This is a genomic window from Methylobacterium sp. J-059, from assembly GCF_022829485.1.
Taxonomy (GTDB): domain Bacteria; phylum Pseudomonadota; class Alphaproteobacteria; order Rhizobiales; family Beijerinckiaceae; genus Methylobacterium.
This window is the reverse complement of sequence record NZ_JAKSYA010000108.1, coordinates 72,050-92,826: the sequence shown is the minus strand read 5'-3', so window position 1 is coordinate 92,826 and position 20,777 is coordinate 72,050. Positions and strand designations below refer to the sequence as shown.

Genomic DNA, 20,777 nt, shown 5'->3' with positions numbered 1-20,777 from the left:
CCCAGCGCGAGCGCCTGGGCGAGGTCCAGCTCGTGCCCGGCATGCCGGTCGAGGCCTTCCTCCAGATCGGCGAGCGCTCCGTGATGAGCTACCTGATGAAGCCGCTCGCCGACCAGGTCGCCAAAGCCTGGCGCGAGAAGTAGGCACGCGGGCACGGCCCTGCGCGATGCTTCGCTGCGGTGCCTTGCCTCGTGCGGCCGAATCCTGATATGGGGCCCGCTCTTTCCGCGATGCGTCCGCCGCCATCGCCGTGCGCCCGCGAGGGCGTGCGATCCCGACACCCTTTCGATGGACGGCCGGTCCGACCCGCGCCGCGTGCAAGACCGATGAAGATTCGCAACTCCCTCAAGTCGCTCCGTGGCCGCCACCGCGACAACCAGCTCGTGCGCCGCAAGGGCCGGGTCTACGTCATCAACAAGACCCAGAAGCGCTTCAAGGCCCGCCAGGGCTGAGGCGTCGCGGCATCCGTCCCCGACGGATGCCCGACCGGGCGGCGCGACCGCCCCCGCCGCGCGGCATCCCGCGCGTTGACGCCGGCGGGCGGGGGGACCAAGCTCCCCGCATGGCGCCCATCGCTCGACCGCTCCTGTTCGTCCTGCTCGCGACCCTCTCGACGGCCGCCGCCGCGGCGCCGCCCGGCAATCCGGACCGCCATCCGCCGGCCGCCGCCGAGCCGAAGGCGCAGGACCGCAAGCCCGCCGCCAGCCTGAACGAGCTGTACGAGCGTCTCCGCAACGCCGAGGACGACGCCGAGGCGAAGGGCGTCGCGACCCTGATCGAGCGCCGCCTCGACCGGTCCGGCAGCGCCACCGTGGACCTCCTCACCGATCGCGCCCGCCAGGCGATGACCACACAGGACTTCGCCCTGGCCGCCGAGCTGATGGACCGCGCCACCGCGATAGAGCCGGTCTGGTCCGAGGGCTGGAACCGGCGCGCGACGGTGTTCTGGCTCCTGACCGACAGGGAATCGGCGATCGCCGACCTGCAGCGTGCGCTGGTACTGGAGCCGCGCCACTTCGAGGCCTGGGCGGCCCTCGGCCGGATCTACCTGTCGATGGACGACAAGGCGCGGGCGATGAACGCCTATCGCCGGGCGATCGCCATCTACCCGCGCATGCCGAAGCTCAAGGACGCGATGGAGCGTCTGTCACCCGAGGTCGACGGTCGCGACCTGTGAAGGCCGTGATCCTCGCGCTGGCGAGCCTGCTCGGCCTCGTCGCGGCCTTGATCGGCGCCGTCCTCGGCGCGGGCGCGGTGGCGACGCTGATCATCACCGCCCGGGTCTCGGCGCAGCATCCCCCGGAAGGGCCGTTCGTCGACGTCGCCGGCGGCCGCCTCGCGACGATCCAGGCCGGCCCCGAGACCGGGGCCCGCGCCACGGTCGTGCTGCTGCACGGGGCCTCGGCCAACGCCTCAGACCCGATGGAGGGCGTCGGGCGGGCGCTCGCCGCGCAGGGTTTTCGCGTCGTCGCCTTCGACCGGCCGGGCTTCGGCTGGAGCGACCGGCTCTCGGGCGGGGACGCCGCCGCCCCGGCGGTCCAGGGGGCGGCCATCGCCGAGGCGCTGGAGCGCATGAACGTCGGCCCGGCGATCGTGCTCGGCCATTCCTGGGCGGGCGCCCTGGCGCTGAGCCTCGCCCTCGACCATCCCGAGCGCGTCTCCGGGCTGGTGCTGGTCGCGCCGGTGGCGCTGCCGTTCCGCGAGGCGCGGACCCCGGCCTGGTACTGGCGCCTCGCGCTCCAGCCGCCGGTGGCCTGGCTGCTGAGCCGGACGCTCGGCCCGCCCATCGGCCTGCGCTTCCTCGAGACGGCGGCGCGCAACGTGTTCCAGCCGCAGCCGGTGGCGGAGGGCTACGTCGACCGCAGCCGTGCCGCCCTGGTCCTGCGCCCGGCCACCCTGCTCGCCAGCGTGCAGGACCTGGTCGCGCTCGCCGCAGCCCTCGCCGCGCAGGCGCCGCGCTACAAATCGCTGCGCGTGCCGACGACGATCGTCACCGGCGATGCCGACGGCGCCGTCGGCAACACGAGTCAGGCCGAACCCCTGAGCCGCACGATCCCGGGGGCCGACCTCGTCGAGCTGCCGGGGATCGGCCACATGGTGCCGTGGGTGTCGACGCAGGCGCTGGTCGACGCGGTGTCGAAGATGGCCGAGCGGGTCGCCGCGCCGGAGGCCGCCCCGGTCGCGCCCTGAGGCGCCGCGTGGACCGGTCGGCGGTCGGATCGGCCGTCAGCGCGACGCGGAAGGCCAGACGACGGCTCGGGCCACGACGTCGTGGATGCCGTTGAAGGTCGCCGCCGGCGATCCCTACGGGACTTGGCCGAGGGCGTCCGACACGCGACGGCAGAAGGCCGCGTCGTCCTTGCCGGTCGGCAGGCGATAGGCCGGGAGGCCGTCGGGTGGCTGCGACGTCATCGGAAGCCCCGCTACGATCGCTGCCGGAGCGCGCCGCGGCTCCGTCCCGCCGAAGAACGGGACGGAGCGGTCGATCACGCCTTCGCGGCGTGCTCGCGGGTGATGAAGGCGATGCGCACGAGGTTCGTCGCGCCCGGCGTCCCGAAGGGGACGCCGGCGACCACGATGACGCGGTCGCCGACCTCGGCGAAGCGCTCGCGCACCGCGAACTTCGCGGCCCGGAAAGCCATGTCGTCCACGTCGCTGGCATCGTTGGTGACGATCGGGTGCGTGCCCCAGGCGATCGCCAAGCGGCGCGCGGTCTCGCGCTTGGGCGTCAGCGCGATCACCGTGGCGTTCGGGCGCTCGCGCGAGAGCCGGAGCGCCGTCGAGCCCGAATGGGTCCAGGCCATGATCGCCTCGAGGTCGAGCGCGTCGACCATCTGGTGGGCGGCCGCCGCGATGGCGTCGGCGGCGGTGTGGTCCGGCGTCGAGTTCTGCGCGCGGATGATCGACCAGTACAGGGCGTCGCGCTCGACCTCCTCGGCGATGCGGCTCATCATGCCGATCGCCTCGAGCGGGAAGGCGCCCGACGCGCTCTCGGCGGAGAGCATCACCGCATCCGCGCCCTCGTAGACCGCGGTCGCCACGTCGGACACCTCGGCGCGGGTCGGCACGGGGGCGGTGATCATCGATTCGAGCATCTGCGTCGCGACGACGACGGGCTTGCCCATCCGCCGGGCGCCGCGGGTGATGCGCTTCTGCACGCCGGGCACCTGCTCCAGCGGCATCTCCACGCCGAGGTCGCCGCGGGCCACCATCACGCCGTCGGAGATCTCCATGATCTCGTCGAGCCGGGTCAGCGCCTGCGGTTTCTCGATCTTGGCCATCACCAGGGCGCGGCCGGCGCAGACCTTCTTCACCTCGGCCACGTCCTCGGGCCGCTGCACGAAGGACACCGCGATCCAGTCGGCGCCGACGTTGAGGCCGGCCTCGAGGTCCGAGCGGTCCTTGTCGGTCATCGCCGGCAGCGGGATCACCGTGTGGGGCAGGGAGACGCCCTTGCGGTTCGAGATGCGGCCGCCGACCTCGACGCGGGTCACGGCGCGCGTCTCGCTCGCCTCGGTGACAGTGAGGCGCAGCTTGCCGTCGTCGATGATGACGGAGTGGCCCGGCTCCAGGGCGGAGAGGATCTCCGGATGGGGCAGGTAGCAGCGGTGGACGTCGCCCGGCGTCGGGTCGCCGTCGAGGACGAAGCTCGCGCCGTTCTCGATCATCGCGAACCCCTCGGCGAAGGCGCCGAGCCGGAGCTTCGGGCCCTGGAGGTCGACCAGGATGCCGATCGGGCGCTTGAACTCCCGCTCGACCGCGCGGATCGCCTCGACCTTCTCGGGCAGCTTCTCGCGCGGCAGGTGGCTCATGTTGAGCCGGAACACGTCCACGCCGGCGCGGAAGAGTTTCGCGATCATCTCCGGCGAGTCGGAAGCCGGACCGAGGGTGGCGACGATCTTCGTGCGGCGTGAACGTTTCATCGGGCCTCCTGGGGCACATCGCTGCCGCCGCGTGCCCCTTGGCGGAACATCATGAAGTCGTGACGACGGGCATGCGGCCAGAAGCACCGGTCATGCTGCCCCGTCAAGGCGGGGCGGGGGGATCAGGGCTGCGGTGCGGCCGGCTGGTTGGGGTCGGAGAGCTGGATCGTCCAGCTCTTCTGCTCGCCGGTGTCTACCTCGAAGAAGCCGTTTCGGTCGTAGCCGCGGGCGAGGCAGTCCTCGACGCCGCGGATCGTGAACTCGCTGTCGCGGGTGCACATCAGCGAGCGCCCGCTCCACTCGCCGCCGCGCGTGTAGTCGACGGCGAAGACGTAGTAGAACCGTGCGGCCAGGGCGCCCTTGAGCAGGGTCTCGCACGCCTTCGGCGTCAGGTCCCACCAGCCCTCCGTGACCCAGCCCTGCGGGTCGCGGTAGCCCAACGCGATGCCGACCTTGCTCGGGGTGAGGTTGCATAGGCGCAGGTCCGCGCGGGCCGGCGAGGCGCCGAGCAACGCGAGCCCGAGCGCCGCGCCGATCACGAGAAGCCGCAACGCAAACTCCCAAAAAAGTCAGCCGACGAGGATAATGCGGCAGTCGTTGACATTGGTCTTCGTCGGGCCGGGCTGAACCAGGTCGCCGATCTCGGCGAAGAACCGGGTGGAATCGTTGTCGGCTAGCATCGCGGCCGGATCGAGGCCCGCGGCGCGGGCGCGAGCCAGCGTGGTCGGGTCGACGAGGCCGCCGGCCGGGTCCGTCGCCTCGCCGCGGCCGCCGTCGGTGCCGTCGGTGTCGGCTGCGATGCCGGCGATCCCGGTCTCGCCGTCGAGCGCGATGGCGAGCGCCAGCGCGTATTCCTGGTTCGGCCCGCCATGGCCCTCGCCGCGGATCGTCACGGTGAGCTCGCCGCCGGAGATCAGCGCGACCTTGCGGCCCGAGGCCTTGATCTCGCGGGCGATGCGGGCGTGCTCGGCCGCGACCTCTCGGGCCTCGCCCTCGAGGTCGGCGCCGAGCATCACCGGCTCGTAGCCGGCGGCCTTGGCGGCGGCGGCCGCCGCCTCCAGCGCGTCGATCGGCCGGGCGACGATGCGGTACTCGGCCCGCGCGAAGGCCGGGTCGCCGGCTTTCGGGGTCTCGTTCAGAGGGTCGTTCAGCAGGCGGATCGCGGTCTCGGGCAGCGGGATCCCGCGGCGCTCGCAGATCGCGCGGGCGTCGGCGAGCGTCGACGGGTCGGGCACGGTCGGGCCGGAGGCGATCACCGCGGGGTCGTCGAACGGCACGTCGGAGATCGCCAGCGTCAGGATCGAGCGGGCGTTGCGCGCGGCCACCGCGAGGCGGCCGCCCTTGATGCGCGAGAGGTGCTTGCGCACGGTGTTGATCTCGCCGATCGGCGCGCCCGAGCGCAGCATCGCGCGGGTGATCGCCTGCTTCTCGATGAGCGTCAGGTCGCCGGCCGGCGCGATCCAGTTGGCCGAGCCGCCGCCCGAGAGCAGAACCAGCACCTCGTCGTCGGGGCCGGCGGCGGTGGCGAGCGCCAGCGCCTCCCGGGTCGCGGCGATGCCGGCCTCGTCCGGTACGGGATGGCCGGCCTCGACCATGCGGATGCCGGGCGCGTCCTGCCCGTAACCGTGGCGGGCGACGGCCAGGCCGACGATGCGGTCGTCGCCGAGCCCGTGCTGCTCGCGGTAGAACCGGCTGGCGACCGCCGCCATGCTTCCCCCCGCCTTGCCGGCGCCGAGGATGATCAGCCGGCCCGGGGTCGGCGGCGGCAGGTGCGCCGGCAGGCAGGTATCGGGGTGGGCGGCCTCGATCGCCGCGGCGAGGAAGCCGTCGAGCAGGGTCCGCAGGGCGCGCGTGGCGGGGTCGATCTCAGGCGTCATCGGTCAGGGTCTCGCGCGTCGTTTCCTCGTTCGTGCGGTCCTCGCCTTCGCGACCCGCGGGTGCGGGCAGGGGCGACGGGCTCTTTGGGCGACGGGCCTGTTTCTTGCCGTGGCCGTTTCTTGCCGTGAGCGCACGATCCTTGATACGTGCTCTGCCCGAGCCTTGCCGTGACGGCAAGACCTCCCAGCCTCCGCGAACCGAACCGGACCCGTGCCCCTGTCCCAGAGCCTCGCGCGACACCCGCCCCACCCGGTCGAGACGATCCCGGGCGATCCCGCCTGCGGGCTGATCCTGGCCTGCGACCACGCCTCGAACCACGTGCCCGACGACATCGAGCTCGGGCTGCCCGAGGGCGAGTTCCGGCGCCACATCGCCTACGACATCGGGGCGGCGGGCGTGACCCGGCGGCTCGCGGCGCTGCTCGGCGCGCCGGCGATCCTCACCGACTTCTCGCGGCTGATCATTGACCCGAACCGCGGCCGGGCCGACCCGACGCTGGTGATGCGGCTCTCGGACGGGGCGGTGGTGCCCGGCAACGCGCGGATCGACGAGGCCGGCAAGCAGGCGCGTATCGCCCGCTTCTACGATCCGTTCGACCGGGCGATCGATGCCGCGGTGGCGGCGGCCGACGCCGCGGCCGGCCCGCCGATGCTCCTGACGATGCACAGCTTCACCCCGTTCTGGCGCGGCGTCCCCCGGCCCTGGGAGGTCGGCATCCTCTACGACCGGGACGAGCGCTTCAGCGCGCCCTTGATCGCGGGCCTGCGCGCCGACCCCGCCGGGCTGACGGTGGGCGACAACGAGCCCTACGGCGGCGGCCTGCCCGGCGACACGATCGACCGGCACGCCACCGCGCGGGGGCTGGCCAATGCGCTGGTCGAGATCCGCCAGGACCTGATCGCCGCCGAGGCCGGGCAGGGCGAATGGGCCGCGCGCTTTGCCGGGCTTCTCCGCCCGCTGATGAAGGGTCGCGCTTGACGCGGGCACGCTTGACTCGGGCGCGCCCCGCGCCGACCTCCAGCGGATCATTTACGAACAGCGCGAGAGGCCGATGACCGAGATCGATCCGAAGACGCAGACCGAGCTCGAGGCGGCGGTCTACCGGCGCTTGGTGGCGCATCTCCAGGCGCGTACCGATGTCCAGAACATCGACATGATGAACCTCGCCGGCTTCTGCCGGAACTGCCTGTCGAATTGGATGAAGGACGCGGCCGACGCCGAAGGGCTCGGCCTGACCAAGGACGAGGCCCGCGAGCGGGTCTACGGGATGCCGTTCTCCGAATGGAAGGCGAAGTACCAGACCGAGGCCAGCCCCGAGCAGCAGGCCGCCTTCGCCAAATCCGCGGCGGAGCCGCACTGAACGTCCGCGACGGAGCCGCACCGAACGGCTGCGGCGGAGCCGCACTGACGCGTTCCGCCACCGGGCCGCGGCGACGCGTTCCACGGCGGGGCTGCGCGGGTCGCTCCGGCTAAGCTCCCGGTAAGTTTACTCCCCTACGAACCGGGCAGGACAGGAGAGAACCATGAACGCGCATGCCATGCCGACCCCCGGCGACGTGTCATCATCCGAGGGCGTGGCCGCCGACGAGCTTCGCGCGTTCATCGAGCGCATCGAGCGCCTCGAGGAGGAGAAGAGCGGCATCGCCGGCGACATCAAGGAAGTGATGGCCGAGCTGAAGGGCCGCGGCTTCGACGTGAAGGCGGTCCGCACCATCCTGCGCATGCGCAAGAAGGACCACAGCGAGCGCCAGGAGGAGGAGGCGATCCTCGAGCTCTACATGCAGGCGCTCGGCATGGTCTGACGGCTCGCGACGGCATGCTCGACCACGGTCGAGCATGCCGCAACGTCCGAGGCGACCTTCAGCCCACCTGTGCCAGGGCCTGCGCAATGTCCGCGATCAGGTCCTCGACGTTCTCCAGGCCGATCGACAGGCGGACGGTGTCGGGGCCGACGCAGGCCGCCTCCTTCTCGTCCTTCGGCAGCTGGCGGTGCGTCGTCGTCGCGGGATGGATCGCCAGCGACTTGATCTCGCCGATGTTCACGAGGTGCGAGATCAGCTCCAGGCTGGTGATGAACGTCAGCGCCGCCGGCTCGCCGCCCTTCAGGGCGAAGGTGAAGATCGAGCCCGGCCCCTGCGGCACGTAGCGCTGCGCCAGCGCCTCGCCGGGCTGGCCGGGCAGGCCCGGATAGCTCACCCAGGCGACGGCCGGATGGTCCTTGAGGTAGGCGGCGACCGTGCGCGCGTTGGCGCAGTGGCGCGCCATCCTGAGCGGAAGGGTCTCGATGCCGGTCAGCGTCAGGAACGCGTTCATCGGCGAGAGGCCGGGGCCGAGGTCGCGCAGGCCGAACAGGCGGCAGGCCACCGCGAACGGGTTGTCGGGGAAGCGCTCGGTGATGACGAGGCCGTCGTAGTCGGGCCATGCGCCGGTGATCAGGTTGTAGTGGTCGGTCCTCGTCCAGTCGAACCTGCCGGCGTCGCAGATCACGCCGCCGATGGTCTGGCCGGAGCCGCCGAGGAACTTCGAGGTCGAGTGCACGACGATGTCGGCGCCGTGCTCGATCGGTCGGATCAGGGCGGGCGAGGCGAGGGTGTTGTCGACGACGAGCGGCAGACCGTGGCGCCGGGCCACCTCGGCGATGCCGGCGATGTCCATCACCGTGGCGCACGGGTTGACGATCGACTCGCAGATGATCGCCCGGGTCTCCGGCGTGATCGCCGCCTCAAAATCGGCCGGCGTCAGGCCCTTGGCGAAGAGCGGCTTCAGGTCGTAGCGCCCGTCGAGCCGCCGCATCAGGCCGAGCGAGCCACCGAACAGGCGCGGCGAGGCGACGTAGGCGTCGCCGCTCTTCATCAACGTCAGCATCACCAGCAGCAGCGCCGACTGCCCCGAGGACACGGCGATGGCAGCCTTCGCGCCCTCGAGCGCGGCCACGCGCCGCTCAAGGGCGGCGACGGTGGGGTTCGAGCCGCGCGAGTACGAGAACCCGGTGCGGCGCATGTTGAAGATGTCGGCGGCCTGCTCGGTGGAATCGAACACGAAGCCGTTGGTGAAGTAGATCGGCTGCGCCCGCGCGCCGGTGGCCGGGTCGGGGCTGGCACCGGCATGGATCGCCTGGGTGGCGAATCGGGGCGTCTTCGGCGTGTCTGTCATCGAACTCGGTCCTCGGGACCATGCCCTATCACGGCGGACCGGGGGAGGGGCAACCGCGGGCAGGGCCCGTCGGGCCTGCGGGCGTGGGCTCAGGCCGCGCGGTGGATGAAGGAGCGCAGCGTCCGGACCAGGGTGTTGGGCTCGTAGGGCTTCGGGATGAAGCGGGCGCCGTCGGGCATGTCGTAGGGGCCGGGCGTGCCCATGCCGGACACGACGAGGACCGGGATCGCCGGCCAGCGGTCGGCCACGAGGCGGGCCAGCGCGAAACCGTCCATCGAGCCTTGCGGCATGTCGACGTCGGTCATCAGAACTTGAACGTCGTCGCGATTCTCAAGAACCTTCAGCGCCTTGTCCGCATGGCTCGCTTCGAGAACCGTGAAACCCGCATCGGCGAGGGTGTCGGCGGCTTCCATCAGAAGAAGGCCGTCGTCTTCCACCAGGAGAACGACGGGTTGATCTGTCGGGCTGTCGGTCATCAGGCCTGCGGACACTGTGTTTGAACACCAGCACCGGGGCCTATTCCCCGGTGTCCGCCTCGTCAAGGCGCGCGCTCATGCCGGCCTCGGCCCCCACAGGATGAGGCCGGCGCCGGCGAGACAGATCATCGCGCCGGAGAGGTCCCAGCGGTCGGGCGGGCGATCCTCCACGAGCCAGAGCCAGGCGAGCGAGAGCGCGATGTAGATGCCGCCGTAGGCGGCGTAGGCGCGCCCGGCGGCCTCCGCCTCGACCCGGGTGAGCAGCAGCGCGAACCCGGCAAGCGCGAGGGCGCCGGGCAGGAGCCAGAGCGGCGAGTGCCCGAGCCTGAGCCAGGCCCAGGCGGCAAAGCAGCCGGCGATCTCGCAGAGGCCGGCCGCGACGTAGACGAGGAGCGTGGACACCCGCGACCTCTCTCACGCCCGGCGGCGATCGCCAATGGGCGGCGCCCGTCTGGGCGTCGCGCCGGATCCCCGGCGGGGGTGCCTCAGGCGGCGACGACCGAGGCGAGCGGCGCCTCCAGGGTCAGCACCGCCCCGGTCGGCGGAAACCGGAGCGCGACCGCGCCGCCGAAATCGTGGCTCAGGCACCGGGCGATCAGGCGCGTGCCGAACCCCGTCCGCGTCGGCGGCGCGACCGGCGGACCGCCGATCTCCTCCCAGCGGAAGCGGAGGCGCGCATCCGGCTCCGTCTCGTCGATCGCCCAGGAGATCGCCACCCGGCCGGCGCCGGTCGAGAGCGCGCCGTACTTGGCGGCGTTGGTGGCGAGCTCGTGCAGCATCAGCGCCAGGGTCAGGCCGTGGCCTGCGGCGAGCGTCAGGTCGGGACCGCTCACCGTGAAGCGGCCGGGCACCCCGTCGCCGTGCAGCGCCACCGCGCCGGCGACGAGGCCCGACAGCGAGGCGCTCGACCACGCGCCCTGAACCAGCACGTCGTGGGCCTGGGCCAGCGCCACGAGGCGGGCATCCAGCGCCCGGCCGGCCTCCTCCAGCGAGGGGGCGTTGCGCAGGGTCTGCGTCGCCACCGCCTGGACCAGGGCGAGGGTGTTCTTCACCCGGTGCGCAAGCTCCTGCATGAGCAGGGTCTGACGCGCCTCGTTGCGCTTGAGGTCGGTGATGTCGCGCGACACCGCGAGGATGCGTTCGGGGCGGCCGTCGGCGCCGTCGATCGGCGTCACCGCGATGTCCCACCAGGTCGGCGCGGCGCCCGCGTTCAGCACCGCCTGGAACCGGCACGGCCGCCCGGCCCGCGCCGCATCGAGGGCGTCGCGGATGCCGGCACGGCTGTCGGGGGCGGACCAGAAGTCGATCCAGGCCCGGCCGACGAGCCCGGCGAACGTCTCGACGCCCAGGACCGCGGGCCCGTTCTCGCTCACGGTGATCAGGCGGCCGTCGAGGTCCAGCACCTTCACGAAGTCGGTGGTGGTCCAGAGGATGCGCCGGTTGAACTCCTCGCTGGCCCGGAGCTGCGCGTTCAGCTCCTCGGCGCCGGCGAGGCGGGCGGCACCGCGCGCCAGGTCGCGCCGGCAATGCTCCACGGTGCTCTCGGCCTCAGCGCGCATCCGCACCGCCTCGGCGACGATCCGACGTGCCTCGATGCGGCTGGCGCCGCGTTCCGAGACGACGATCCGGCCGAGGCGCGCGTTGCGTTCGGCTTCTGCGTCGGCCTGCCGGCTCGCCTCGCTCAGCAACGCCCGGAGATGGTGGTTCTCCGCCTCGAGGGCGGAGAGCCGCCGGTCGGCGACCGTGGCCTGAAAGGCGGAAATCTTGCAACTCGCGCCCGTGTCCATCGCACAAGCTCCCCTTCGACGACCGTCGCGCGGCGCCGGCGGGCGTGTCCGCGAGGCGTGCGACGGCGTATCGACCCGCGAAACGCGCGGCGTGGCGACGCGATGTCGAGACGCGGAGCGCGACCGGCGGATGAGCCCGCTTCTGAGCCGCGCCCCACCCGCATCCTCACGATTCGGTGGGCGGAATTACGCTAGCATATCGGCCCGGGCCTGCAAGGCACGATTGTAGTCAAGCCGACCGGACCGGAACGGATACAAGTCTAGGCCGTCGCGCAGGACGTCACTTCTTCCGTCCAAGCAGCACGAGCCAGCCGACGCCGAGGGTGAACACGACCAGGCCGATCGTGACGAAGACCGGCGTCCCGAGGTCGATCAGGCGCGGCGCGAGCTGGGTGGCGAAGGCGGCGACCACCAGCGCCACCGCGACGCGGGCCGCCGCCCGCTCGATGCCGCGGGTGACCTTGTCGAGGCCCTTCACCTCGATCTCGACGGTGACCCGGCCCTGCTTCAGACGCACCAGCATCAGGTGGATCAGCGTCGGCAGCTCCGAGGCGGCGCCGTAGAGGCCGACGCCCAGCGCCTCGGCCTTGGATTTCAGCCCGGTCAGCGAGAACTGCGTCTGCATGCTCGCCCGCACCGTCGGGCCGGCGGCGGCGAACAGGTCGAAGTTCGGATCGAGGTGGCGCATCACGCCGTCGGCGGTGACGAGGCCCTTGAACAGGATCGCAAGGTCGGTCGGCATCGCGAGGTCGTTCTCGCGCGCCATGGTCATGAAGTCGGTGAGCACCAACCCGAGGTTGAGCGGGATCGAGGAATGGCTCTCGACGAAGGCCTGCGCCGAACCTTCCAGCCGGGTCAGGTCCGGGCTGCTCGAGCCGGTCCAGTCGAGCAGCACCGCCATCAGCCCGTCGGCGTCCTGCTTCAGCATCGCGCCGATCAGCACGAGCAGCTGGTTGCGCCGCTTCTGCGACAGGCGCCCGATGATGCCGAAATCGATGAATCCGATCCGGTTACCCGACATCGCCAGCATGTTGCCCGGGTGCGGATCGGCGTGGAACACGCCCTCGATCAGAGCCATCTTCAGGAAGGCGTCGGTCCCCTTCTGGGCGAGCAGCTTCTTGTCGACGCCGGCGGCGGCGAGCCGCGCCTCGTCGTTCGGGGGAATGCCGTGGATGAATTCCTGCACCAGCACCCGCTCGCAGCACCACTCCCAGTGGATCTTCGGGAATACGATGTCGTCGCGGTCGGAGAACAGCGAAGCGAGCAACTCGCAGTTGCGCGCCTCGTTCATCAGGTCGAGCTCGCCGTTCAGGCCGGCGGCGAGGTGGCGCATCTGCTCGCCCGGTTGGTAGCGGGCCATGTCCGGCCATTCGGTCTCGACGATGCGGGCGCCGTGCGCCATCAGGCGCAGGTCCGCGTCGATGATCTTGCGCAGGCCCGGGCGCAGCACCTTGACGATGACGTCCTCGCCCGAATGCAGCTTGGCCCGGTAGACCTGGGCGATCGAGGCCGAGGCGATCGCGTTGGTGTCGAACTCGGCGAAGATCTCCTGCGGCGGCGCCCCGAGGTCGGCCTCCAGCTGCGGGCGGATCGTCTCCCAGGAGACCGGCGAGACCTGGCTGTGGAGCTTGGCCAGCTCCTCGGTCCACATCGGCGAGAGCAGGTCGGGACGGCTGGCGAGCACCTGGCCGAACTTGATGAAGGTCGGCCCCAGGGCCTCGATCGCGCGGCGCAGGCGCTCGGGCTCCGACAGGCGGGTGACGTCGATCTTCGGCTTGCGGCGCGGAAGGATCGGGATGTAGCGCAGCCCGAGCCGGTCCACGACCTTGTTGACGCCGAAGCCGATCAGGATCGAGGCGATCTCCGACAGCCGCTGACGGTCGCGCGCGGCAACGAAGGCGGTTTTCAGCATAGAGCGGATCGATCCGTGCGGGGCGACGAGGGAAGGTGCCCGGACAGCACGAGCATCGGGTCTTTTTTAGGGTCGGAGACCGCGCCGTCCCGGATCGGAGGGCTGCGGCGCTTCGGCCCGGACGGGCGCGCCTTCCCGCATCCGGCGGCTGCGCCTCCCCATCACAGGCGGCCGAGCCGTGCCGTGACGGGGGCCGGCGCCTTGCACCGCCGCGGCGGGGAAGCGTAAACCGCGTGCCAGCGCTGGCGCGAACGTGATCGTGCCCGAACGACCCGGCCGAGGAGAGACCCATGACGACCGACCGGCTGCCCGGCTTCAACACCCTCGCGATCCACGCGGGCGCGAGCCCCGATGCGGCCACGGGCGCACGGGCGACGCCGATCTACCAGACCACGAGCTTCGTGTTCGACGACGTCGACCACGCCGCCTCGCTGTTCGGGCTGCAGGCCTTCGGCAACATCTACTCGCGCATCACCAACCCGACCAACGCCGTGCTGGAGGAGCGCATCGCCGCCCTCGAAGGCGGCACCGCGGCGGTCGCGGTGTCGTCCGGCCACGCGGCCGAGTTCCTGACGATGCACGCGCTGATGCAGCCGGGCGACGAGTTCATCGCGGCCAACAAGCTCTACGGCGGCTCGATCAACCAGTTCAACCACAGCTACAAGAACTTCGGCTGGAGCGTGGTCTGGGCCGACACCGACGACCCGTCCTCGTTCGAGCGGGCGATCACGCCGCGCACCAAGGCGATCTTCTGCGAATCCATCGCCAACCCGGGCGGCGTCATCACCGAAATCGCCGCCCTGTCGGAGATCGCCAAGCGCCACAACATCCCGCTCATCGTCGACAACACCATGGCGACGCCGTACCTGATCCGCCCGTTCGAGCACGGCGCCGACATCGTCGTGCACTCGGCGACGAAGTTCCTGGGCGGCCACGGCAACTCGATCGGCGGTCTCGTGGTCGACGGCGGCACCTTCCCCTGGGCCGGCGACGCGCGCTACCCGATGATGAGCCAGCCGCGCCCGGAATATGCCGGCATGGTGCTGGCCGAGACCTTCGGCAATTTCGGCTTCGCCATCGCCATCCGGGTGCTCGGCCTGCGCGACCTCGGGCCGGCGCTGTCGCCGTTCAACGCCTTCCTGATCCTCAACGGCATCGAGACCCTGCCGCTGCGGATGCAGCGCCACTGCGACAACGCCATGGCCGTCGCGACGCACCTGGCGGGCCACCCGGCGGTGTCGTGGGTGAGCTATCCGGGGCTCGAGACCGACCGCTACCACCAGCTCGCCAAGCGCTACACGCCGAACGGCTTCGGCTCGGTCTTCACCATCGGCCTCAAGGACGGCTACGATGCCGGCGTGAAGCTCGTCGGCAACCTGCAGCTGTTCTCTCACGTGGCGAACATCGGGGACACGCGCTCGCTGGTGATCCACCCGGCCTCGACCACCCACCGCCAGCTCACCGACGCGCAGAAGACCGCGGCCGGCGCCGGGCCGGAGGTGGTCCGCCTCTCGATCGGCCTCGAGGATCCGGCCGACCTGATCGAGGACCTCGACGGCGCGCTCGGCGCTTAGCCGGCCCCGCGCCGGCGTCCCGCCCGCGTCGATGGCACGATGCGGCTGGAGGCTCGGCCGCCGTGACGCCGACGGGTCCGGCCCGGCCTGCGAGACGGCGATCCGCGAGCAGGATGGCGGCGCGCCGTGCCCGTCCGCGCGACCGCATCCGCCACGCTATGCAATCCGTGGATGCAGGTCCGGACGCCGCCGAAAGTCCGGACGCCGGCGCGGGCCGGGCTCGCCGTCGCGCGGTTGCGATGCGCGGCTATCGGTCCGTCGCCAGGAACAAGGGCGCCGCTCGGCGGTAGCACCAACACGTCCCGGCGCTCCGGCGATAAGGATCCCAACCCATGTTCATGCGCATCGACAAGCTGCAGGCCGAGCTTCCGCAGCCGAAGCGACCCGATCCGAACGCCGCTGCGGCCCTGCAGGAGCTGCTCGGCGGCAAGTACGGCGAGATGTCCACCCTCGGGAACTACATGTTCCAGAGCTTCAATTTCCGCAACAAGTCCAAGCTGCGTCCGTTCTACAGCCTGGTCTCCAGCATCTTCGCCGAGGAGCTCGGCCACGTCGAGCTGGTCTCGACCGGCGTCTCGATGCTGAACAACGGCCCCGGCGACGACACCAAGGACGTCGACATCTCCAAGGCGCCCTTCGAGGACATGAAGGACATCCGGCTCGCCGGCAGCTTCCTGTCGAACGGCGGCGGCGCGATGCCGATGAACTCGAACGCCGCGTCCTGGAACATGGACATGGTGACGACGACCGGTAACCTGATCATCGACCTGCTTCACAACTTCCACTTGGAATGCGGCGCCCGCCTGCACAAGCTGCGCGTCTACGAGACCCTGACGGATCCGACCGGTCGCGAGGTCTGCGGCTACCTGCTGGTGCGCGGCTCGGTCCACGCCCACGCCTACGCGCTGGCCTTGAAGAAGCTCACCGGCGTCGAGATCGAGAAGATGCTGCCGACGCCCAACATCGTCCTCGACAAGATCCCCGAGTGCCAGAAGTACCTGCAGGAGGGGAGCCACCGCCGCCTCTACACCTTCAGCCCGAACGACTACGCGGAAGCCGCCGGCGTCTGGTCGAACGACGAGGTCGCGCTGCCGGGTGATCCGCCCGGCCAGCTCGAGATCGTCGACGGCCACCCCGAGGGCGGCAAGATCCCGGAGCTCGACGGCAATTACGGTGCCTTCGCCCCCGACTACGCGCCCGAGGAGATCTTCGAGATCGCGAGCAAGCTCTACAAGAAGAGCCGCTGATCCGAGGTCGAACGACGAGGCCGGCGCTCCCGCGAGGGGCGCCGGCCTTTCTGTTTGCGGCCCTGGCAATGGATGCGCCGGCGCGCGCCCGGCATTCGCTCAGGCGGCCAAAGCCGGCTTGGCGTGGCGCGCGTAGAGGAATTCCAGCACCTCCGCGCGGCAATGGACGTAGTCCTTGTCCTCGACCAGCTCGAGGCGACGGCGCGGGCGCGGCATCGGCACGGTCAGCACCTCGCCGATGGTGGCCGACGGGCCGTTGGTCATCATCACGATGCGGTCGGACAGGAGCACCGCCTCGTCCACGTCGTGGGTGATCATGATCACCGTGTTCCGCAGGCGCACCTGGATCTCCATGAGCTGATCCTGGAGATGGGCGCGGGTCAGCGCGTCGAGGGCGCCGAACGGCTCGTCCATCAGCAGCACCGTCGGCTCCATGGCGAGCGCCCGGGCGATGCCGACGCGCTGCTTCATGCCGCCGGAGATCTCGGACGGCCGCTTGTCGGCGGCGTGCACCATGTTCACCAGGGCGAGGTTGTGCTCGATCCAGGCCTTGCGCTCCGCCTTCGACTTCGTCCTGGCGAGCACCTTGTCGACGGCGAGCGCCACGTTCTCGCGCACCGTGAGCCAAGGCAGCAGCGAATGGTTCTGGAACACCACCGCCCGCTCGGGCCCGGGCGACGACACCTCCTTGCCGTCGAGCAGGGTGACGCCGGTCGAGCTCTTCAGAAGCCCGGCGACGATGTTGAGCACCGTCGACTTGCCGCAGCCGGAATGGCCGATGATCGAGACGAACTCGCCCTTGGCGACCTTGAGGTTCACGTCGCGCAGCACCTCGGTGGTGGTGCCGCCGCGGGTGAAGCTGATGCCGACCTGCGAGAGGTCGAGATGGGATGGGTTGGCCATGGTCCCGGTCCTCAAGCTGCGCTGGTGCCGCGGGTGACGACCTGGCCGACCGCCGCCACCAGCCGGTCGAGGACGAAGCCGATGACGCCGACATAGACCAGCGCCACGATGATCTCGCTGATGTGCGAGGAGTTCCAGGCGTCCCAGATGAAGAAGCCGATGCCGACGCCGCCGATCAGCATCTCGGCGGCGACGATGGCGAGCCAGGACAGCCCGACGCCGATGCGAAGCCCGGTGAAGATGTACGGGGCCGCCGCCGGCAGCATGACCTTCATGAAGAACTCGATCGGGTTCAGGCGGATCACCGCGGCGACGTTGCGGTAATCCTGCGGGATGTTGCGGATGCCGACCGCGGTGTTGATGATGATCGGCCAGATCGAGGTGATGAAGATCACGAAGATCGCGCTGGGCTGCCCGTCGCGGAAGGCGGCGAGCGACAGCGGCAGCCAGGCCAGCGGCGGGATCGTGCGCAGCACCTGGAAGATCGGGTCGAGGCCGCGCATCGCCCAGTCGGACTGGCCGACCAGCGTGCCGGTCAGGATTCCGACGATCGCCGCCAGCGCGAAGCCGAAGGCGACGCGCTGGAGGCTGGCCGAGATGTGCCAGAACAGGCCCTTGTCGGTGCCGCCGTTGTCGTAGAACGGGTGGGCGATGATGTCCCAGGCCTCCGTCACCACCCGCGAGGGCGGCGGCAGGCCGGCGGTGGGCCGCGAGCACGCGACCTCCCAGAACAACAGGAAGGCCGCGAGCACCACGAGCGGCGGGATCAGGTTGGCGGCCAGGCCCTTCGCCCGCTTGGCGGTGAGGAAGGGCGTGCGGCTCTTCACGGCGGCGGCATCGCGGGCGGCGGTGCCGAGGGCGGTCTTGTCGGCGATCGTCGAGGTGGCGGCCATCACGAGACCTTCTTGATGCCGAGGCTGGCGAGGTAGGCGGCGGGGTTCTCGGGATCGAAGACCTTCCCGTCGAACATCGTCTCCTTGCCGCGGGACGTGCTGGTCGGGATCGCGGAGACGCCGAGCGTCTTGGCCGCGTCGCGCCAGAGGTCCTCGCGGTTCACCTTGGCGATCAGCGCCTTGGTGTCGGTCTGCGCGTCGAACTTGCCCCAGCGGATGTCCTCGGTGAGGAACCAGGAATCGTGCGACTGGTACGGGTACGAGGCGTTGTCGGCCCAGAACTTCATGGTGTGGGGGCTGTTCTCGACGACGCGGCCGTCGCCGTAATCGAACTTGCCCTTCATCCGGTCGATCACGTCGGTGACCGCGATGTTGATCCACTGGCGCTTGGCGACGATGCCGGCGAGCTCGTCCCAGTTCTCGGGCTTGTCGCACCATTGCTGGGCTTCCAGCACCGCCATCAGGAGCGCCTTGGCGGCGATCGGGTGCTTGTCGACCCAGGCCGCGCGCATGGCGAAGGCCTTCTCCGGATGGTCCTTCCACAACTCGCCGGTGGTGAGCGCGGTGTAGCCGATCCCTTGCGTGATGAGCTGCGCGTTCCACGGCTCGCAGACGCAGAAGCAGTCCATCGTGCCGACCTTCATGTTCGCCACCATCTGGGGCGGCGGCACGACGATGGTCTCGATGTCCTTGTCGGGGTCGATGCCGCCGGCGGCGAGCCAGTAGCGGATCCAGAGGTCGTGGGTGCCGCCCGGGAAGGTCATCGCCGCCTTGACCGGCTTGCCCGAGGCCTTCTTCCGCTCCAGGGCCGCCTTGAAGGGCTTGGCGTCGAGGGCGACCTTGTCGGGCATGTACTCCTTGCCGACGGAGATGCACTGCCCGTTCAGGTTGAGCCGGGCCATGATGTACATCGGCGTCGGCTGGTTGTTCTGCGTCACCCGGCCGGCCGTGATCAGGTAGGGCATCGGCGTCAGGATGTGGGCGCCGTCGATGCCGTTGCCCTCGGAGCCGAGCACGAGATTGTCGCGGGTGGTGCCCCACGACGCCTGCTTCATCACCTCGACGTCGGGCAGGCCGTACTTGGCGAAGATGCCCTTCTCCTTGGCGACGAAGAGCGGGGCGGCGTCGGTCAGCGCGATGAAGCCGAGCTTGGCCCCCTTGACCTCGGGGCCCGCGCCCTGCGCGAAGGCGCCCCCCGGCAGGGCGAGGCGCACGGCGGCGGCGAGCGACAGGGCGCCGGCCGCACCCTTGAGCAGGCCGCGGCGGGTGCCGGTGCCGGACGCTTCGGCGAGGGGGGACCGGTCGAGGGTGGATTTCGGCTCGTCGTTACGCATCTGCGGCAGGATCCTGACCTTGAAAACTACGCCGGCGCCCGCCGATCCGCGCACGAACGCGCCCCGCTGCCCGGAAGGATCTTCGGGGCGGAGCGGATCGCATCAGCGGCGTTGCTGGCGGAGGCGGTGCCGTCTCCATTGACGGACGGTGCAGCTCAGCAGGTTTCGTGCCAGGCTAGCGCAAGTGAAGACTGGCCGAGGCTCGGCGCAAACCTGCCGTCGCATTGAGCTTTTCGCCCCGGGACATCCCTTCGCAGCGCACAAAAAACGCGCGCCGGCGCCGGGATTACGGATCGTGTCGTAATCGTGCGCCATTTCGCGAAACGCCGCGGTTTCGGCGGGCGGGATGCTGTGCAAACGCGGCGCGCTCGACTAACCGGGGCGCACGTCAACACCGCGCGGCCGCGAACGATCATGCTCCAGACCACGCCGTCCCCCCTGTCGGCCCGCCGGGTCCTCGCCGCGAGCTTCGTCGGCACGGCGATCGAGTTCTTCGATTTCTACATCTACGCCACCGCGACCGCGCTGGTGATCGGCCCGGTCTTCTTCCCGCCCGGCGAGCCCGGCGTGCAGCAGCTCAGCGCCTTCGCGACCTTCGCGATCGCCTTCCTGGCGCGGCCGGTGGGCGCGGCCCTGTTCGGGCATTTCGGCGACCGGGTCGGGCGCAAGGCGACGCTGGTCGCCTCGCTGCTGATCATGGGCGTCTCGACGGTGCTGATCGGCTGCCTGCCGACCTACGCCACCGCCGGCTGGTGGGCGCCGGCGATGCTGTGCCTGCTGCGCTGCGGCCAGGGCATCGGCTTCGGCGGCGAGTGGGGCGGCGCGGCCTTGCTCGCGGTCGAGAACGCGCCGGCGGGCCGGCGCGCCTGGTACGGCATCTTCCCGCAGCTCGGCGCGCCGGTCGGCTTCATCCTGGCCAACGTCAGCTTCCTGGCGCTCAGCTTCGGCCTGAGCGCGGACAGCTTCCAGGACTGGGGCTGGCGGCTGCCGTTCCTGGCCTCGGCCGCGCTGGTCGGCGTCGGCCTCTACGTGCGGCTCAAGCTCAGCGAGACGCCGGCCTTCAAGGCGGCGCTCGCGCAGGCCAAGCCCGAGCGCGTGCCCTTCGCCGCGATGGTGACCGGGCACGGCCACGCGCTCGTCGTCGGCACCCTGGCGATGGTGGCGGTCTACGCCGTGTTCTACATCTCCACCGTCTTCGCCCTCGGCTACGGCACTGCGGCGCTCGGCTACGCGCGGCCGGCCTTCCTGCTGTTCGAGTGCATCGCCGTCTGCTTCATGGCGCTCGGCATCGCGCTCTCCGGCGCCAACGCCGACCGCTTCGGGCGCCGGCCGGTGCTGATGGCCGGCATGGTGGTGGCGTTCGGCCTCGGCGGGCTGCTCGGGCCGATGCTCGGCTCCGGGTCGGGCGCGGTCGTCCTCGCCTTCCTCTGCCTCAGCCTGTTCACGATGGGCTGGATCTTCGGGCCGATGGGCGCCCTGCTGCCGGAGCTGTTCCCGACCCGGGTGCGCTACACCGGCGCCTCGGTGACCTACAACCTCGCCGGCATCGTCGGGGCCTCCGGCGCCCCCTACATCGCCCAGCGCCTGGTCGACTGGGGCGGGATCGCCTGGGTCGGCGCCTACCTGGCGGTCACGGCGGTGATCAGCTTCCTCGCGGTGCTCGCGATGCCGGAGACGCTGCGCAAGGGCGTGTGAAC

At 70.9% G+C, this 20,777-nt stretch carries 21 protein-coding genes and 1 pseudogene; 10 read left to right on the top strand and 12 right to left on the bottom strand.

What is annotated here, in order from left to right; all coding sequences use genetic code 11:
- The 4 genes and pseudogenes from MKK55_RS13625 to MKK55_RS13610 form a co-directional block, all read left to right on the top strand.
- Positions 1–143, top strand: a pseudogene (locus MKK55_RS13625) (HlyD family type I secretion periplasmic adaptor subunit); the annotation flags it as partial.
- A 183-nt stretch (positions 144–326) separates the two neighbouring features.
- Positions 327–452: a type B 50S ribosomal protein L36 gene (gene ykgO, locus MKK55_RS13620; RefSeq protein WP_003601867.1), complete on the top strand. Its 126-nt coding sequence runs from the start codon at positions 327–329 to the stop codon at positions 450–452.
- 110 nt (positions 453–562) lie between these two features.
- A complete protein-coding gene (locus MKK55_RS13615; RefSeq protein ID WP_243935240.1) occupies positions 563–1,177 on the top strand; it encodes a tetratricopeptide repeat protein in 615 nt (204 codons plus the stop codon).
- Entirely contained in the window at positions 1,174–2,190 is a 1,017-nt protein-coding gene (locus MKK55_RS13610; RefSeq protein WP_243935238.1) for an alpha/beta fold hydrolase, read from the top strand. The genes MKK55_RS13615 and MKK55_RS13610 overlap by 4 nt, the downstream gene beginning before the upstream one ends.
- A 114-nt stretch (positions 2,191–2,304) precedes the next feature.
- Here MKK55_RS13610 and MKK55_RS13605 read toward each other — a convergent pair whose 3' ends face one another.
- The 4 genes from MKK55_RS13605 to MKK55_RS13590 form a co-directional block, all read right to left on the bottom strand.
- Positions 2,305–2,412: a DUF1737 domain-containing protein gene (locus MKK55_RS13605; protein WP_243935237.1), complete on the bottom strand. Its 108-nt coding sequence runs from the start codon at positions 2,410–2,412 to the stop codon at positions 2,305–2,307.
- Positions 2,413–2,486: 74 nt separating this feature from the next.
- On the bottom strand, positions 2,487–3,923 hold the full coding sequence (gene pyk, locus MKK55_RS13600) for a pyruvate kinase (RefSeq protein ID WP_147728957.1): 1,437 nt from the start codon (positions 3,921–3,923) through the stop codon (positions 2,487–2,489).
- Between the two features lie 122 nt (positions 3,924–4,045).
- Positions 4,046–4,474, bottom strand: coding sequence for a DUF1036 domain-containing protein (locus tag MKK55_RS13595; RefSeq protein WP_147842561.1), 429 nt, complete (start codon positions 4,472–4,474; stop codon positions 4,046–4,048).
- An 18-nt stretch (positions 4,475–4,492) separates the two neighbouring features.
- On the bottom strand, positions 4,493–5,800 hold the full coding sequence (locus MKK55_RS13590; protein ID WP_147859863.1) for a glycerate kinase: 1,308 nt from the start codon (positions 5,798–5,800) through the stop codon (positions 4,493–4,495).
- A gap of 211 nt (positions 5,801–6,011) precedes the next feature.
- On the opposite strand from MKK55_RS13590, the gene MKK55_RS13585 reads away from it, so the two are divergent.
- The 3 genes from MKK55_RS13585 to MKK55_RS13575 all read left to right on the top strand — a co-directional run bounded on the left by MKK55_RS13585 (position 6,012) and on the right by MKK55_RS13575 (position 7,603).
- Positions 6,012–6,779, top strand: coding sequence for an N-formylglutamate amidohydrolase (locus MKK55_RS13585; protein WP_243935235.1), 768 nt, complete (start codon positions 6,012–6,014; stop codon positions 6,777–6,779).
- A gap of 73 nt (positions 6,780–6,852) precedes the next feature.
- The gene (locus tag MKK55_RS13580; protein WP_147727301.1) at positions 6,853–7,161 is read left to right on the top strand and encodes a DUF1244 domain-containing protein; all 309 of its coding nucleotides are present in this window, start codon (positions 6,853–6,855) and stop codon (positions 7,159–7,161) included.
- 163 nt (positions 7,162–7,324) lie between these two features.
- On the top strand, positions 7,325–7,603 hold the full coding sequence (locus MKK55_RS13575; RefSeq protein WP_147727302.1) for a DUF2312 domain-containing protein: 279 nt from the start codon (positions 7,325–7,327) through the stop codon (positions 7,601–7,603).
- A 58-nt stretch (positions 7,604–7,661) separates the two neighbouring features.
- Here MKK55_RS13575 and MKK55_RS13570 read toward each other — a convergent pair whose 3' ends face one another.
- The 5 genes from MKK55_RS13570 to MKK55_RS13550 all read right to left on the bottom strand — a co-directional run bounded on the left by MKK55_RS13570 (position 7,662) and on the right by MKK55_RS13550 (position 13,129).
- Entirely contained in the window at positions 7,662–8,954 is a 1,293-nt protein-coding gene (locus tag MKK55_RS13570; protein WP_147727303.1) for an O-acetylhomoserine aminocarboxypropyltransferase/cysteine synthase family protein, read from the bottom strand.
- Between the two features lie 89 nt (positions 8,955–9,043).
- Positions 9,044–9,430, bottom strand: coding sequence for a response regulator (locus tag MKK55_RS13565; RefSeq protein ID WP_147727304.1), 387 nt, complete (start codon positions 9,428–9,430; stop codon positions 9,044–9,046).
- 75 nt (positions 9,431–9,505) lie between these two features.
- On the bottom strand, positions 9,506–9,832 hold the full coding sequence (locus MKK55_RS13560; protein WP_147842565.1) for a YnfA family protein: 327 nt from the start codon (positions 9,830–9,832) through the stop codon (positions 9,506–9,508).
- An 83-nt stretch (positions 9,833–9,915) separates the two neighbouring features.
- On the bottom strand, positions 9,916–11,217 hold the full coding sequence (locus MKK55_RS13555; RefSeq protein WP_147727306.1) for a sensor histidine kinase: 1,302 nt from the start codon (positions 11,215–11,217) through the stop codon (positions 9,916–9,918).
- A 280-nt stretch (positions 11,218–11,497) separates the two neighbouring features.
- The gene (locus tag MKK55_RS13550; RefSeq protein WP_243933695.1) at positions 11,498–13,129 is read right to left on the bottom strand and encodes an ABC1 kinase family protein; all 1,632 of its coding nucleotides are present in this window, start codon (positions 13,127–13,129) and stop codon (positions 11,498–11,500) included.
- A 290-nt stretch (positions 13,130–13,419) separates the two neighbouring features.
- Here MKK55_RS13550 and MKK55_RS13545 point away from each other — a divergent pair, with 290 nt between their 5' ends.
- Together MKK55_RS13545 and MKK55_RS13540 are read left to right on the top strand one after the other, a co-directional pair.
- Positions 13,420–14,703 carry an O-acetylhomoserine aminocarboxypropyltransferase gene (locus MKK55_RS13545; protein ID WP_243935233.1) on the top strand — a complete coding sequence of 428 codons (1,284 nt, stop codon included), beginning with the start codon at positions 13,420–13,422 and terminating at the stop codon, positions 14,701–14,703.
- Positions 14,704–15,035: 332 nt separating this feature from the next.
- The gene (locus MKK55_RS13540; protein WP_147728870.1) at positions 15,036–15,950 is read left to right on the top strand and encodes a manganese catalase family protein; all 915 of its coding nucleotides are present in this window, start codon (positions 15,036–15,038) and stop codon (positions 15,948–15,950) included.
- A 99-nt stretch (positions 15,951–16,049) separates the two neighbouring features.
- On the opposite strand, the gene MKK55_RS13535 is transcribed toward MKK55_RS13540, so the two are convergent.
- The 3 genes from MKK55_RS13535 to MKK55_RS13525 are packed head-to-tail and all read right to left on the bottom strand — an operon-like array spanning position 16,050 to position 19,080.
- Entirely contained in the window at positions 16,050–16,853 is an 804-nt protein-coding gene (locus MKK55_RS13535; protein WP_243933699.1) for an ABC transporter ATP-binding protein, read from the bottom strand.
- An 11-nt stretch (positions 16,854–16,864) separates the two neighbouring features.
- Positions 16,865–17,746 (bottom strand): nitrate ABC transporter permease, encoded by an 882-nt coding sequence (ntrB, locus tag MKK55_RS13530; protein ID WP_147728868.1) that lies wholly within the window; start codon positions 17,744–17,746, stop codon positions 16,865–16,867.
- Positions 17,746–19,080, bottom strand: a complete 1,335-nt coding sequence (locus MKK55_RS13525) for a CmpA/NrtA family ABC transporter substrate-binding protein (protein WP_243935231.1) — start codon at positions 19,078–19,080, stop codon at positions 17,746–17,748. The genes ntrB and MKK55_RS13525 overlap by 1 nt, the downstream gene beginning before the upstream one ends.
- Before the next feature lie 414 nt (positions 19,081–19,494).
- On the opposite strand from MKK55_RS13525, the gene MKK55_RS13520 reads away from it, so the two are divergent.
- Positions 19,495–20,775, top strand: coding sequence for an MFS transporter (locus MKK55_RS13520; RefSeq protein WP_243935229.1), 1,281 nt, complete (start codon positions 19,495–19,497; stop codon positions 20,773–20,775).
- The last annotated feature ends 2 nt before the right edge of the window (positions 20,776–20,777 follow it).

Bases quoted from the DNA above. Each gene is read 5' to 3' on its own strand.
- MKK55_RS13535 (WP_243933699.1), bottom strand. From the start codon at position 16,853: ATGGCCAACCCATCCCATCTCGACCTCTCGCAGGTCGGCATCAGCTTC.
- ykgO (WP_003601867.1), top strand. From the start codon at position 327: ATGAAGATTCGCAACTCCCTCAAGTCGCTCCGTGGCCGCCACCGCGAC.
- pyk (WP_147728957.1), bottom strand. From the start codon at position 3,923: ATGAAACGTTCACGCCGCACGAAGATCGTCGCCACCCTCGGTCCGGCT.
- MKK55_RS13615 (WP_243935240.1), top strand. From the start codon at position 563: ATGGCGCCCATCGCTCGACCGCTCCTGTTCGTCCTGCTCGCGACCCTC.
- MKK55_RS13575 (WP_147727302.1), top strand. From the start codon at position 7,325: ATGAACGCGCATGCCATGCCGACCCCCGGCGACGTGTCATCATCCGAG.
- MKK55_RS13590 (WP_147859863.1), bottom strand. From the start codon at position 5,800: ATGACGCCTGAGATCGACCCCGCCACGCGCGCCCTGCGGACCCTGCTC.
- MKK55_RS13545 (WP_243935233.1), top strand. From the start codon at position 13,420: ATGACGACCGACCGGCTGCCCGGCTTCAACACCCTCGCGATCCACGCG.
- MKK55_RS13520 (WP_243935229.1), top strand. From the start codon at position 19,495: ATGCTCCAGACCACGCCGTCCCCCCTGTCGGCCCGCCGGGTCCTCGCC.
- MKK55_RS13605 (WP_243935237.1), bottom strand. From the start codon at position 2,412: ATGACGTCGCAGCCACCCGACGGCCTCCCGGCCTATCGCCTGCCGACC.
- MKK55_RS13525 (WP_243935231.1), bottom strand. From the start codon at position 19,080: ATGCGTAACGACGAGCCGAAATCCACCCTCGACCGGTCCCCCCTCGCC.
- MKK55_RS13550 (WP_243933695.1), bottom strand. From the start codon at position 13,129: ATGCTGAAAACCGCCTTCGTTGCCGCGCGCGACCGTCAGCGGCTGTCG.
- MKK55_RS13565 (WP_147727304.1), bottom strand. From the start codon at position 9,430: ATGACCGACAGCCCGACAGATCAACCCGTCGTTCTCCTGGTGGAAGAC.
- MKK55_RS13555 (WP_147727306.1), bottom strand. From the start codon at position 11,217: ATGGACACGGGCGCGAGTTGCAAGATTTCCGCCTTTCAGGCCACGGTC.
- MKK55_RS13570 (WP_147727303.1), bottom strand. From the start codon at position 8,954: ATGACAGACACGCCGAAGACGCCCCGATTCGCCACCCAGGCGATCCAT.
- MKK55_RS13580 (WP_147727301.1), top strand. From the start codon at position 6,853: ATGACCGAGATCGATCCGAAGACGCAGACCGAGCTCGAGGCGGCGGTC.
- MKK55_RS13540 (WP_147728870.1), top strand. From the start codon at position 15,036: ATGTTCATGCGCATCGACAAGCTGCAGGCCGAGCTTCCGCAGCCGAAG.
- ntrB (WP_147728868.1), bottom strand. From the start codon at position 17,746: ATGGCCGCCACCTCGACGATCGCCGACAAGACCGCCCTCGGCACCGCC.